Origin of the sequence: Delftia acidovorans SPH-1 (assembly GCF_000018665.1) — a bacterium.
Taxonomy (GTDB): domain Bacteria; phylum Pseudomonadota; class Gammaproteobacteria; order Burkholderiales; family Burkholderiaceae_C; genus Comamonas; species Comamonas acidovorans.
In genome coordinates this window covers 2,432,825-2,445,468 of record NC_010002.1, presented here as the reverse complement: position 1 = coordinate 2,445,468, position 12,644 = coordinate 2,432,825, and the positions used below count along the sequence as shown (strand labels likewise).

Annotated in this window: 12 protein-coding genes and 1 pseudogene; 9 read left to right on the top strand and 4 right to left on the bottom strand. The window is 67.1% G+C overall.

Features of this window, described 5'->3' with window-relative positions; genetic code table 11:
• The first annotated feature begins 18 nt into the window (after positions 1-18).
• The 6 genes and pseudogenes from DACI_RS11155 to DACI_RS11135 all read left to right on the top strand — a co-directional run bounded on the left by DACI_RS11155 (position 19) and on the right by DACI_RS11135 (position 7,945).
• Positions 19-1,326: a heme biosynthesis HemY N-terminal domain-containing protein gene (locus tag DACI_RS11155; protein ID WP_012204152.1), complete on the top strand. Its 1,308-nt coding sequence runs from the start codon at positions 19-21 to the stop codon at positions 1,324-1,326.
• Between the two features lie 210 nt (positions 1,327-1,536).
• Positions 1,537-2,130, top strand: a complete 594-nt coding sequence (locus DACI_RS11150) for a cytochrome b (protein ID WP_012204151.1) — start codon at positions 1,537-1,539, stop codon at positions 2,128-2,130.
• 92 nt (positions 2,131-2,222) lie between these two features.
• Entirely contained in the window at positions 2,223-2,795 is a 573-nt protein-coding gene (locus tag DACI_RS11145) for a YceI family protein (RefSeq protein WP_012204150.1), read from the top strand.
• A 69-nt stretch (positions 2,796-2,864) separates the two neighbouring features.
• A complete protein-coding gene (locus DACI_RS11140) occupies positions 2,865-3,443 on the top strand; it encodes a YceI family protein (RefSeq protein ID WP_012204149.1) in 579 nt (192 codons plus the stop codon).
• 311 nt (positions 3,444-3,754) lie between these two features.
• Positions 3,755-4,258: pseudogene (locus DACI_RS32790) on the top strand (midcut-by-XrtH protein); the annotation flags it as partial.
• Positions 4,259-4,315: 57 nt separating this feature from the next.
• Entirely contained in the window at positions 4,316-7,945 is a 3,630-nt protein-coding gene (locus DACI_RS11135; RefSeq protein WP_232244044.1) for a beta strand repeat-containing protein, read from the top strand.
• A 30-nt stretch (positions 7,946-7,975) separates the two neighbouring features.
• Here DACI_RS11135 and pdxR read toward each other — a convergent pair whose 3' ends face one another.
• A complete protein-coding gene (pdxR, locus tag DACI_RS11130; protein ID WP_043781193.1) occupies positions 7,976-9,496 on the bottom strand; it encodes a MocR-like pyridoxine biosynthesis transcription factor PdxR in 1,521 nt (506 codons plus the stop codon).
• Between the two features lie 101 nt (positions 9,497-9,597).
• Between pdxR and DACI_RS11125 the strand changes: the two genes are divergently transcribed.
• Genes DACI_RS11125 through DACI_RS11115 form a run of 3 tightly spaced genes read left to right on the top strand, consistent with a single transcriptional unit; the run spans position 9,598 to position 11,037 of the window.
• Positions 9,598-10,227, top strand: a complete 630-nt coding sequence (locus DACI_RS11125; protein WP_043781191.1) for an FMN-binding negative transcriptional regulator — start codon at positions 9,598-9,600, stop codon at positions 10,225-10,227.
• A 34-nt stretch (positions 10,228-10,261) separates the two neighbouring features.
• Complete coding sequence (locus tag DACI_RS11120) at positions 10,262-10,609, top strand: antibiotic biosynthesis monooxygenase family protein (RefSeq protein WP_012204145.1); 348 nt, start codon at positions 10,262-10,264, stop codon at positions 10,607-10,609.
• 20 nt (positions 10,610-10,629) lie between these two features.
• Positions 10,630-11,037, top strand: coding sequence for a ribosomal maturation YjgA family protein (locus tag DACI_RS11115; RefSeq protein ID WP_012204144.1), 408 nt, complete (start codon positions 10,630-10,632; stop codon positions 11,035-11,037).
• A gap of 15 nt (positions 11,038-11,052) precedes the next feature.
• On the opposite strand, the gene DACI_RS11110 is transcribed toward DACI_RS11115, so the two are convergent.
• From DACI_RS11110 to DACI_RS11105, 3 genes are read right to left on the bottom strand one after another with little or no spacing between them, the layout of a single operon-like run.
• Entirely contained in the window at positions 11,053-11,406 is a 354-nt protein-coding gene (locus tag DACI_RS11110; protein WP_012204143.1) for a hypothetical protein, read from the bottom strand.
• 19 nt (positions 11,407-11,425) lie between these two features.
• Positions 11,426-11,674 (bottom strand): DUF1272 domain-containing protein, encoded by a 249-nt coding sequence (locus DACI_RS31150; RefSeq protein ID WP_012204142.1) that lies wholly within the window; start codon positions 11,672-11,674, stop codon positions 11,426-11,428.
• A 38-nt stretch (positions 11,675-11,712) separates the two neighbouring features.
• A complete protein-coding gene (locus tag DACI_RS11105) occupies positions 11,713-12,606 on the bottom strand; it encodes a cation diffusion facilitator family transporter (protein ID WP_012204141.1) in 894 nt (297 codons plus the stop codon).
• Positions 12,607-12,644 lie beyond the last annotated feature (38 nt).

Here is a 12,644-nt window from a genome sequence, read left to right as displayed (position 1 = left end):
CAGCCGGGAGACAGACGAATGCGCGCTGCACTGTGGTTGATCGGTTTGTTCGGCATGGCCGTTGCGGCCGCCTTGTTCGCGGGCTCCAACCAGGGCACGGTGACCCTGTTCTGGGCGCCCTACCGGCTGGACCTGTCCCTGAACCTGGCCATTGCCATCATCGTGCTGGCCTTCGTGCTGCTGTATGCCGCGCTGCGCGCCCTGGCCGCGCTGCTGCAGATGCCGCACCAGGCGCGGCGCTGGCGCAGCCAGCAAAAAGAGCGCGCCATGCACCACAGCCTGCTGGAAGCCCTGTCGCACCAGCAGGCCGGCCGCTTCCTGCGCGCACGCAAGTCGGCACTGGCCGCCCTGGCGATGGAGGAATCCCTGGCCGAGGCACATGCCGCCGTGCCGCACGGCACGCGGCTGCGTGCGGCTGCCCACATGGTGGCCGCCGATGCCTCCCACGCCCTGCAGGACAGCCCGCAGCGCGACCACCACTGGCGCGAAGTCCTGGCCAATGCACCGGCCCAGGGCAATGCCCAGGAGCAGGAAATGCGCGAAGGCGCCCAGATGCGCGCCGCGCGCTGGGCCCTGGACGACCGCGACGCAGCTGACGCGCTGCGCCGCCTGGCCGAACTGCCGCAGGGCGCGGCACGCCGCACGATTGCGCTGCGCATCCGCCTGAAGGCCTCGCGCCTGGCCGGCCAGACATCGACGGCGCTGGACACGGCGCGCCTGCTGGCCAAGCACCGCGCCTTCTCGCCAGCGGCCGCCGCCAGCGTGGTGCGCGGCCTGGTGCTGGAGAGCATCAACGAGGCACGCGACACCACGCAGCTGCAGCACTTCTGGCTGTCGCTGGACGGTGAGGAACGTGCCATGCCCGAGATCGCGCTGCCGGCCGCATCGCGCCTCATGGCCCTGGGCGGCGAGGCCGCGCAGGCCCGCGCCTGGCTGCTGCCCGTGTGGGAACGCCTGCTGTCCCATGCCGGCCCGCGCAGCGAATCGCATCTGCCGCGCCTGGTCCAGGTGCTGGAGCCCTGCCTGGACGGCCTGGACGGCACCTGGCTGGCACGCATCGAGGCGGCCACCAACAGCCATCCGCGCGAACCCCGCCTGCAATACCTGGCCGGCATGGCCTGCGTGCAGCGCCAGCTCTGGGGCAAGGCCCAGCAACTGCTGCTGCGCGCTGCGCCCCATCTGCAGGAAAGCGCACTGCGCACCCGTGCCTGGCAGCGCCTGGCCCTGATGGCCGAGCACCGGGGCGATGCCGACGCAGCCGCCGCCGCCTGGAAGCAGGCGGCGCAGGCCGTGGTCATGCTGCCCGCCGATCCCGCCCGGCCCTGAACTCCTGCAGCCCGGGGGTACCACGGGTGCTGCGGCCTTCATCTTTTTTGAATTGAGCCGTCAATACCGCTGAACTCTTTTGGATTTGCCGCTTCCTACACTGCACGTTGTCCGCAGTGCACGAAGTTCTCGCAGAGCGCACCGCACCCTTTTTGCCATCCAGGGCCCCTTCACAGGGGCCCTGAACGGTTCCAAAGCCTGCCGCCATCCATGACAGAGTCCTCAGCCCGCGCCAACGCGCCAGCAAAATCGTCCTCCAGAGCCACGCGCTATACCGGCGTGGCCATGGCCGCCCACTGGGTGCTGGCACTGGGCCTGATCGCCGCCCTGGGCCTGGGCTGGTACATGACCGGCCTGCCGTTCTCCCCTTCGCGCCTGAAGCTGTACAACTGGCACAAGTGGCTGGGCGTCACGCTTTTGTCGCTGAGCCTGCTGCGCCTGCTCTGGCGCGTCACCCACCGCCCGCCCGAGCTGCCGCCCGCCGTGGCCCGCGCCATGCCGCAATGGCAGCACTGGACCCACAACGGCACCCACCACGCCATGTACCTGCTGTTCTTCGCCGTGCCCCTGCTGGGCTGGGCCTACAGCTCGGCGGCCGGCTTTCCCATCGTCTTCCTCGGCATCCTGCCCCTGCCTGACTTCGTGAGCGCCAGCCCCGAACTGGCGCAAACCCTCAAGCCCCTGCACGGCTGGGCGGCCTGGGCCCTGGTCGTGCTGATCGCCATGCATGTGGGCGCCGCCCTCAAGCACCAGTTCATCGACCGCGACGGCCTGATCTCCCGCATGCTGCCGGGCCGCGCCTGAACCTTTCGCCAACCTCTCGCCAGCCAGGGCCGGTGTCCATCCGGCCCCAGCCACCCCCTGACCGGACCTTCCCGACCCCTAGGAGTCTCGCCATGCGCTTTTCCTCCACGCTGACCTCCATCGCCCTGGCCGCTGCGGCCCTGGCTTCCCAAGCGGCACTGGCCGAGCAAAAGCTCGTGCCCGCCCAGAGCGCCGTGAACTTCACGGCCAAGCAGATGGGCGTGCCCCTGCAGGGCCACTTCAAGAAGTTCGATGCCCAGGTCCAGTTCGACACGGCCAAGCCCGACACCAGCAAGATCCGCTTCACCGTGGACACCGGCAGCGCCACCATGGGCGCCAAGGAAACCGATGCCGAACTGCCCAAGGCGGACTGGTTCAACGTCGCCAAATTCCCGCAGGCCGTGTTCGACTCCACCGCCGTCAAGGCACTGGGCGGCGGCAAGTACCAGGTGGACGGCAAGCTCAGCATCAAGGGCCAGGTCCAGAACGTGAGCATTCCCGTGCAACTGGCCCAGTCCGGCACCACGACCACGGCCACCGGCACGCTGCCGCTCAAGCGCCTGCAATTCAAGATCGGCGAAGGCGAATGGGGCGATACCTCCATGGTGGCCGACGAGGTGCAGGTGCAGTTCAAGCTGGCACTGACCGGCGTGGGCAAGCTGTAAGCCGCGTCCCTGCCCAAGATCGGCCATTTTCTTTCCCGTTTCGTGCAACCCCAACCTAGGAGTTCTTTCATGCGCACTTCCGTGTTTGCCCTGGCCATTGCCGGCCTGTTCGCCACCGCTGTCCAGGCTGCTCCCGCAACCTACGCCATCGACCCGACGCACACCTTCGCCACGTTCGAGATCGACCACAACGGCGCCTCGACCAACCGCGTGCGCTTCGACAAGAAGAGCGGCACCGTGGAATTCGACCGTGACGCCAAGGCCGGCAAGGTCGAAGTCGTGCTGGAAATGGAATCGCTGAGCTCGGGCACCGCCGCCTTCGACAAGCACCTCAAGAGCGCCGACATCTTCAACGTGGCCAAGTTCCCCCAGGCCAAGTTCGTCTCCGACAAGTTCGTCTTCGACGGCGACAAGCTCAAGGAAGTCACCGGTCACCTGACCATCCTGGACAAGACCCAGCCCGTGACCATCAAGGCCAACAAGTTCACCTGCTACCCCAACGCCATGCTGCAAAAGCGTGAGACCTGCGGCGGCGACTTCGAAGCCGTGATCGACCGCACCGCCTTCGGCGTGAACTACGGCGTGGACTATGGCTTCCCCAAGCAAGTGCGCCTGGTGATGTCCATCGAAGCGGTCAAGCAGCAGTAAAACCGCATTCGCCGCAGTGCCTTTCGGGGCGCTGCCGCCCAAAGCCCGTGATCCGCAAGCCGGTCACGGGCTTTTTTTTGCCTTTTCTGAATTCCCGGAAAAGATCTTGCCAATGCTCTCCATTCGCACCTGCTCCACAGAGGAATAGCGAGCACATTGGCGGCCTTTGCAAATGCATCAAATTGATAGCGATTTCACAGTCATTGAGAAGTCGCAGCATAACGATTCCTCGATATCGATAGATACAAATAGACATACTCCAAAAAACTTACTTTAAATTTCATTTTCCGATCACTCCCTGGCATTCACCCATGAAGCAGATCTCCATTGCCCCCGCCGTTGTCGCCGCCATTGCAGCCCATTCATTCCCAATGGCTGCCAATGCCCAGAGCATCACGGTCGCTCCGGCTGCCGCCGTCGCGGCAACCGCGATTCCGATGGACAACCCTTGGAGTCTCTTGGCCCTTGCCATAGGGCTGGCCATGGCCGCCTGGCTGGTGCTGCGCAACCGGCAGCACCGGGCGCTCTTCATGGCGCTGTGCACCAGCGCCATCGTGTGCGCCACGCTGTGGCACAGCCCCGATCTGCGTGCCCAATTGACGGGCAGCTTTACCAACCCGGCGGGTGAGACACGGCCATTGCTCGTTGCGCAAATTGTCAATGGCGGCAATATCAATGGATTTTCTGCAGAAGATTTCACCAATGATTCCGGTGTGGCACTCAAAATCACCGCCATTCAGCCACCGAATTTGAATCAGTGTTTTCCCTCGGGCTTCACCCATCTCATGCCGCCAGGGGCACCGCCCGCATCGCCCCCGCCTCTTTGCGCCGTGGGCAACACCATTGCGCCCAATGGCACATGCCGGGTGAATGTGGAAACCATTTGCCGCGCCGAGGCAGCCCAGGCCACGGCTGGCGCCAACCCCACCACGCTCAGCTTTCCCGGCGCGGGCCTGTCATTTGCCGCAGGCAGCACCGGCACGGTGAACGTCAGCAACAGCGGCGGTTCGGCAGCGCTCAATGTGCAGGCCACCATTCCCGCAGGCAGCGGCATCACCATCTCGTCCAACAGCTGCGCGGCAACGCTGCCTGCGGGCTCCAGCTGCGCCATCACCCTGACGGCACCTGCGGCGGAAGGCCCGACCACCGTCAGCATTGCCGGCAGCAACGCCGCAGCCACCACCACCCCGGTCACCGTGACAGGTGGCCCGGCCCCGACCACCACGCTGAGCATTCCCGCCACGCCGCTGTCGTTTGCGGCGGGCAGCACGGGATCGGTGACCATCACCAACAGCGGCGGCGCAAATGCGCTCAATGTGCAGGCCAGCATTCCTGCAGGCAGTGGCATCACGGTGTCCAACACCACCTGCCCTGCCGTCCTGGCACCCTCTGCCAACTGCACGATCACGTTGACCGCCCCCTCGGCGGAAGGCCCGACCGCCATCGGCTTCGGCGGCAGCAATACGGCGTCCACTCCCGTGCCGGTCACGGTGTCGGCAACCGGCACGCCCACCACGCTGAACATTCCTGCGACGTCCGTGTCCTTCGGAGCGGGCGGCGCCGGCTCGGTGACCATCACCAACAGCGGCAGCGCACCTGCGCTCAATGTGCAGGCCAGCATTCCAGGGGGCAGTGGCATCACGGTGTCCAACACCACCTGCTCCGCCATCCTGGCTCCCTCGGCCAGTTGCACGATCACGCTGACAGCCCCCTCGGCGGAAGGCCCGACCTCCATCGGCTTCGGCGGCAGCAACACGGCTTCCACGTCCGTGCCCGTCACGGTGACGACTGCCGTCCTGCCCGCCACGCTGACCATTCCCTCGGCGTCCCTGTCCTTCGGAGCGAACGGTGCTGGCTCGGTGACCATCACCAACAGCGGCAGCGCACCTGCGTTCAATGTGCAGGCCAGCATTCCGGCGGGCAGCGGCATCACGGTGTCCAACACCACCTGCGCCGCCATCCTGGCTCCCTCGGCCAATTGCACGATCACGTTGACTGCCCCTTCGGCCGAGGGCCCGACCAACATCGGCTTCGGCGGCAGCAATGCGCCCGCCGCTACCGCACAGGTCACGGTCACCGCACCCGTCGCGCCAACCGCGCCTGCCGTTCCCCCGGCACCGGTGCTGTTCGGCGCCTACGGCGCAGGCTCGGTGACCATCACCAACAACGGAACGGCGCCTGCGTTCAATCTGCGGGCCATCATTCCGGTCGGCAGCGGCATCACGGTGGCCTCCTCCACCTGCCCGGCGTCACTGCCGGTGGGCGCAAGCTGCACCATCACACTGACGGCGGCAGGACCGGAAGGCCCCACGAACATCGGCGTTGGCGGCAGCAACACGCCGGCCACGACGGTGCCTGTCACGGTGACGGTCCCTGTCACGCCGACTACGCTGAACATTCCCACTGCCCCCGTGTCCTTCGGCACCGGCGGCGCTGGTTCGGTGACCATCAACAACAGCGGAAGCGCACCCGCGTTCAACGTACAGGCCACCATTCCGGCCGGCAGCGGCATCACGGTGTCCAACTCCACCTGCGCCGCCATCCTGGCCCCCGCTGCCAGCTGCACGATCACGCTGACGGCCGCTGCGGCCGAAGGGCCGACCGCCATCAGCTTCGGCGGCAGCAACACGCCAGCCACGACCGTGCCTGTGACAGTGACAGCCCCCGTCGCGCCGACTACGCTGGACATTCCCACCGCCCCCGTGTCCTTCGGCACCGGCGGTGCAGGTTCGGTGACCATCACCAACAGCGGAAGCGCACCCGCGTTCAACGTACAGGCCACCATTCCGGCCGGCAGCGGCATCACGGTGTCCACCACCACCTGCCCCGCCATCCTGGCCCCCGCTGCCAGCTGCACGATCACGCTGACGGCCGCTGCGGCCGAAGGGCCGACCGCCATCAGCTTCGGCGGCACCAACACACCGGCGACGACGGTGCCGGTCACGGTGACGGTCCCCGTCACGCCGACCACGCTGGACATTCCCGCCGCACCCGTGTCGTTTGGCACCAGCGGAGCGGGCACGGTGACCATCACCAACAACGGGCCCGCACCGGCGTTCAACGTGCAAGCCACCATTCCGGTCGGCAGCGGCATCACGGTGGCGTCCAGCACCTGTCCCATCTCCCTGCCCCCCGGGGCCGACTGCACGATCACGCTGACGGCTGCGGCGGCAGAAGGCCCGACCGCGGTCAGCTTCGGCGGCAGCAATACGCCCACCACGACCGTGCAGGTCACGGTGACGGTGCCCGTTCCCACGGCCACGCTTTCGATACCCAGCGCTCCGCTGTCGTTCGCTGCGGGCGGTTCGACAACGGTCCTCATCAGCAACACCGGCGCTTCTGCAGCCTTCAACGTGACCGCCACGGCGCCGGCCGGTAGCGGAATCACCGTGCAGTCGAACACGTGCGGCGCCGCACTCGCCTCTTTGGCCAGCTGCGGCATCACCCTGACTGCGGCCGCCGCCGAAGGCCCCACGGCCATCAGCTTCGGCGGCAGCAATACGCTGGCCACGACCGTGCCGGTCACGGTGACGGCGCCCGTCATGCCGACCACGCTGGGCATGTCCACCACGCCCGTGTCGTTCAACACAGGCGCAACGGGCTCGGTGACCATCACCAACAACGGTGGGGCCCCTGCGCTCGACGTTCAGGCCACGATTCCGGCAGGCAGCGGCATCTCGGTGTCGGCCAACACCTGTGGTTCATCGCTGGCAGCGGGGGCCAATTGCATCATCACGCTGACCGCAAGCGCAGCGGAAGGTCCTACGCCGGTCAGCTTTGCGGGCAGCAACACGTCTGCCACGACCGTGCCATTCACGGTGACGGCGCCCAGCACCACGACCACGCTGGGAATCTCCGCATCGACCCTGACGATTGCTCCTGGCGGCACGGGCTTCGTGACCATCACCAACACGGGGTCGAATGCCGCCGCCAATATCGGCGCCACCGTCCCCGGCGTCAGTGGGCTGTCCGTTTCCGGCAACACCTGCGGGCTGTCGCTGCCGGCCGGAGGGACTTGCACGGTGACCTTCACCGCAGGTTCGGACGAGGGGCCGACCAATGTCACCATCCAGGGCAGCAACACCGACACCGCAGCCGTGTCGATCACGGTCTCGGGTTCCATCGACATTGGCGCCTACCACCTCGATGGCAGCTGTGGTGTGCTTGGCGTCCTTGGCCCCGGCTTCACCCTCACGGCAGGCTCTGCGCCGCTTCCCGTCGGCACCACGGTGACCATCATCGGTTCGGGAGTTGCCAACATCGGTGTGTTCAGTGTGACGGGAGGCACAGCCAGCGTGTCGGTACTTTCCGCAACCTCCCGCCAGATCACCCTGACCTCGGCACTGCCGGCTGGGGCCACGATCGCGTTCAGAACCACGCTGTCCATCAGCGTCGCCTTCACGCTGAACGCCACGACGACGCTGCCCAACGGCTATGCGGGCACAGGCGAGAAGCCCGCTGGCAGTGTGAGTTCCACGCTCGTTCTCTGCAGCGCCAGCTGATTGCAGGCGCTGCGGCAGTACCCGGAAACCTCAGCGTCGGCAAGGCGGGGCCTCGAAGGCCCCGCCTTTTTTCTGTCCATCCCGCACCACGCCCGCCAGCCTGCGCACCCCTTGCTCGATGGCCTGCGGCTGCAGGCTCGCATAGCCCAGGACCAGCCCGGCGCAGGACTGGCGGCGATGGGCATCGCCGGCCGCATAGAGCGGCGAGATGGGGCGAACGCCCACGCCACGCTCTCGCGCCAACCGCACCAGGGCAATCTCATCGCGCTGATGCACGGCAGGCACCCAGGCCACCACATGCAGGCCGGAGGCCGAGCCTTCGACCTGCACCGCACCCGGCAGGTGCCGCTCCAGCGCCTGCAGCAATGCCGCACGCCGGCCTTCGTTGCGGCGGCGGGCGGCGCGCACATGGCGCTCGTAGCTGCCGTCCTCGATCAGCGCGGCCAGCACCAGCTGGTCCAGGCGCGGTGCATGCCGGTCGGCCAGCCGCCGGGCTTCCCGGAACACGGGCACCAGGGACGGCGGCAGCACCAGGTAGCCCATGCGCATCTGCGGGGACAAGGCCTTGGAGAAAGTGCCGACATGGATGACGCAACCCACCTCGTCAATGGACTGCAGGGCGTCGATGGGGCGCAGCCCGTAGCGGAATTCGCCGTCGTAATCGTCCTCCAGAATCCAGGCACCCGTGGCGCGCGCCCAGGCCAGCAGCTGCTGCCTGCGGCCTATGGGCAGCACGCCGCCCAGCGGAAACTGGTGCGAGGGCGTGACATAGGCCAGCCGCGCCTGGCGCCCGGCCAGCGCCGAGGTATCCAGGCCCTGTTCATCGACGGCCATTTCCTGCAGGCATGCGCCCTGGGCCTCGAACACGCGGCGCGCCATCAGGTAGCAGGGCTCTTCCATCAGCACGGTCTCGCCCGGATCGACCAGCACGCGCGCGCACAGGTCGATGGCCTGCTGCGAGCCCTGCACCACCACGATCTGATCGGCCGAACAGACAAGCCCCCGCGCCCTGCGCAGATAGCCTTGCAGCGCCATGCGCAGCGCCGGCTCGCCTTCGGGCGCGTCGTAGGACAGGGAAGACTGGCGCTGCACGATGGCGCGGTTGTAGGCGCGCCGCCAGGCCAGCGTGGGAAAGTCGTCAAAGGCCAGGGCGCCGTAGAGAAAGTCGATCGGGGCCGGCCCACCATCGCCTGCTGCCGGTGGCAGGGCTGACGCCAGCGCATCCACCCGCTGCCCATAGGAAGACAGCCGGGGACGGCCATGCTGCTGGGCCGCTGCCGGCATGCTGCGCGCACGGCTGCGCTGCGCCGCGCCAGCCGCCACGCGCGCCCTGCTGCCTGGAGCGGTCTCCAGATAGCCTTCGGCCGCAAGCTGCTCGTAGGCGGCCGTGACGGTGGTGCGCGACACACCCAGGTCCAGCGCCAGGGCGCGGGTGGAGGGCAGGCGTGCGCCCACGGCCAGGCTGCCGTCGGCCACCTGTGATTTCAGCCATTCGTGCAGGGTGCGGGCGCCGGGCGCTGCGCCGGCATGGCGGGTGAAAGCGGATTTCAACTGGTCTGCCAAAAAATCACGAAACTGGATTTTTCATTGTGCCAGGGATGGTGGATAGTCCGGTTTCCCCCGATGCCGGCACACCAGCCCAGGAAGCTCCCATGTACACGCCCGCCCATTTTTCCCTCACCGATTCCGACAGCCTGCACGGTCTGATCCGCAGCCACCCCCTGGGCACGCTCGTCACCCAGGCCAACGGCGTGCTGGACGCCAACCACCTGCCGTTCCTGCTGGATGCGGACCCAGGGGAGATGGGCACGCTGAGCGCCCATGTGGCCCGCGCCAATCCGCTGTGGCAGCAGTGCCGCGACGGCGCCGAGGTGCTGGTCGTCTTCCGTGGCGCCGAAGGCTATATCTCGCCCAGCTGGTATCCAAGCAAGCACGAGACGCACCGCCTGGTGCCCACCTGGAACTACGAGGCCGTGCATGTGCACGGGCAAATCAGCATCCATGACGACGAGAAATTCGTGCGCGGCCTGGTCGGGCGGCTCACGCGGGTCCATGAGGCATCGCAGGCCCAGCCCTGGAAGATGTCCGACTCGCCGCGTGAATTCATCGACGGCATGCTGCAGGCCATCGTCGGCCTGCAGATCCGCATCACCCGCCTGGAGGGCAAGGCCAAGCTCAGCCAGAACCGGCAGGCCCGCGACCTGGAAGGCGCCATCGGCGCGCTGCGCGAGCGCGGACAGGAGCCGCTGGCCGGTGCCATGGATGCGGCGCCGCGCATCTAGCGCCAGCCACCCTCACACAGATTGCCAACCACCGATGTACACATCCACCTTCACCTTCGCGCCGGGCGAATACGACGCGCCATTCCATGCCCTTGACGGCCGGATCGCCGAGATCGCCCGCGCCATCCCCGGCTACCTGGGCGAAGAGGCCTGGGAGAACCCCGCCACAGGCCTGGTCTCCAACGTCTACTACTGGCAGACCTGGGAGGCGCTGCAGCAACTGATGCGCCACCCTGCGCACCTCGAAGCCAAGCAGCAACAGGCGCGCTGGCTCAAGGGCTACCAGGTGGTGATCGCCCAGGTGGTGGGCAGCTACGGCGATGGCGGGATAGCGCACCCGCTGGCCACCGCTGCGCAAGGCACTGCGCACCAGGCTCGCTGACCGGACCCGCTTTTGGCCCGATGATGGCGGCCATGCGATGGCGTTTTGATCCTGTTTCCCTGGCGTGGGCGGTGGCCCTGTTTGTCTTGCTCGTGCTGCTGGCCACCGTCGGCGCACGCTGGGGCTGGGTGCGCAGCTTCTTCGGCGACGTGATGGCCGTGGCCTGGGTCTATGCCGTGTTCAAGACCGTGATCGCCGCGCGCGTGCTGCCGCTGGCGTCGGCCGCGCTGGGCGTGGGCCTGCTGGTGGAGCTGGGCCAGTTCCTGGCATCGACCTTCCAGCTGCACATTCCCAACCGCGCTTTGCGCATCGTGCTGGGCAGCACGGCCGACTGGTGGGATGTGCTGGCCTATGTGATGGGTTTTGCAGCCGTGCTGGCGGTGGAGGCTGCGTTCCGTGGCCGCAGGCGCCCCGCCTTCACGGCATAAACCCGCAGCGGTCCGCTACGGCTCTGGAACAAGCTCCTCGACAACGGATTCGCAGTGGATTTTCAGCCGCCCATAGTGGGACAGCTGCAAGAACAGATGCTGCGCCCTTGCTGACGAAGGCCTCTTCGTATCCCGCTGCAGCACTTCGCAGCGGTCCAGGCAGTCATCCATCTCTGCGGCTGCGTCGCGCTGGACGTTGGCAAAGTACGCCTGCACGGCAGGAAAGTTGACGATCCGTTCAAAGCGGATGGCTACCCTGGCCTGCGGCCTGTCGAACACGGCATAGAGAAAGAAGCACAGTTCCACGCTCCGGGCCGCCACATCCAGGCGCACCTGCTCCAGCAATCCATCGTGGTACTGGTACTGCAATCGATGGCTCCGTGCCGGATCAGGCCCGTACAGCGCAACCGCCGGCCTTGAGCACCCGCTTCGTCGAGGCCGGATACCGCTCCAGCTTGTCCGCCGGCCGGCGCGGCCTGGCCACCAGCTCGCCACCGCAGTTGGGGCAGGCGCCGTGCAGCACATGATCCGCACAGCCGGCACAGAACGTGCACTCGAAGGTGCAGATGCGAGCCTCGGCAGACTCTGGCGGCAGGTCCTTGTCGCAGCATTCGCAGTTGGGTCGAAGCTCAAGCATCGGTGCACTCCGGGTGTGGTCCATGAAGACTGGGCATCCTAGTGGATGTGCTCTGACGGGGAGCGGTCCTCGCGCTCCATCTGCAGCGTCGTATGGTGCAGGTCGAAGCCGGCCTGCAGCCTGTCCTCGATATCGCGGCGCACCTGCTCGCCGTCCGCGCCGGGCAGCAACACCACATGGCCGGTCAGCATGGGCTTGCTCTGCGTGACCGCCCACAGGTGGACATCGTGGATCGCTGCCACGCCCGCCGTGCCCGAAATCGTCTCGCGCACCGCCTGCAGGCTCATCCCCGAGGGCACGCCTTCCAGCAGGATGTTGATGCACTCGCGCAACAGGGTCCAGGTCCGCGGGAACACCATGAAGCCGATGCCCACGGCCACCGCCGAGTCGATCCAGCGCCAGCCCGTCAGCCAGATCAGCGCGGCACCGGCGAGCACGCCGACCGAGCCCAGCATGTCCGCCCATACCTCCAGATACGCGCCCTTCACGTTCAGGCTCTCGTCCTTGCCGCCAGACAGCAGGCGCATGGAGAGCAGGTTGATCACCAGGCCCACGGCCGCCACCGCCATCATGCCCAAGGACTGGATTTCTGCAGGCGCCGACAGCCGGCGGTAGGCCTCATACAGGATGTAGAAGGCCACGCCCAGCAGCACCAGCGCATTGACGGCGGCGGCCAGGATCTCGAAGCGCGCATAGCCGTAGGTGCGCAGCAGGTCGGCTGCCTTGCGGCCGGCGCGTATGGCCACCAGGGCCAGCAGCAGCGCCATCGCATCGGTCAGCATGTGCATGGCGTCGGAGATCAGGGCCAGGCTGCCCGTGACCATGCCGCCGATGATTTCCACCACCATGAAGGTGCCGGTCAATCCGAAGGCAAACCAGAGGCGGGATTCCGGCAGGGCACGCACGTCGCCGTGCTGATGGCTGTCGCTCATGAGATTCCTTGACTTGAAAACGGTTGTGAACAGAGGGC

What these genes read in the sequence shown, in the direction of transcription:
- DACI_RS11120 (WP_012204145.1), top strand. Translation starts at nt 10,262, where the DNA reads ATGTACACATCCACCTTCACCTTCGCGCCGGGCGAATACGACGCGCCA.
- DACI_RS11140 (WP_012204149.1), top strand. Translation starts at nt 2,865, where the DNA reads ATGCGCACTTCCGTGTTTGCCCTGGCCATTGCCGGCCTGTTCGCCACC.
- DACI_RS11125 (WP_043781191.1), top strand. Translation starts at nt 9,598, where the DNA reads ATGTACACGCCCGCCCATTTTTCCCTCACCGATTCCGACAGCCTGCAC.
- DACI_RS31150 (WP_012204142.1), bottom strand. Translation starts at nt 11,674, where the DNA reads ATGCTTGAGCTTCGACCCAACTGCGAATGCTGCGACAAGGACCTGCCG.
- DACI_RS11150 (WP_012204151.1), top strand. Translation starts at nt 1,537, where the DNA reads ATGACAGAGTCCTCAGCCCGCGCCAACGCGCCAGCAAAATCGTCCTCC.
- DACI_RS11115 (WP_012204144.1), top strand. Translation starts at nt 10,630, where the DNA reads ATGATGGCGGCCATGCGATGGCGTTTTGATCCTGTTTCCCTGGCGTGG.
- DACI_RS11105 (WP_012204141.1), bottom strand. Translation starts at nt 12,606, where the DNA reads ATGAGCGACAGCCATCAGCACGGCGACGTGCGTGCCCTGCCGGAATCC.
- DACI_RS11145 (WP_012204150.1), top strand. Translation starts at nt 2,223, where the DNA reads ATGCGCTTTTCCTCCACGCTGACCTCCATCGCCCTGGCCGCTGCGGCC.
- DACI_RS11155 (WP_012204152.1), top strand. Translation starts at nt 19, where the DNA reads ATGCGCGCTGCACTGTGGTTGATCGGTTTGTTCGGCATGGCCGTTGCG.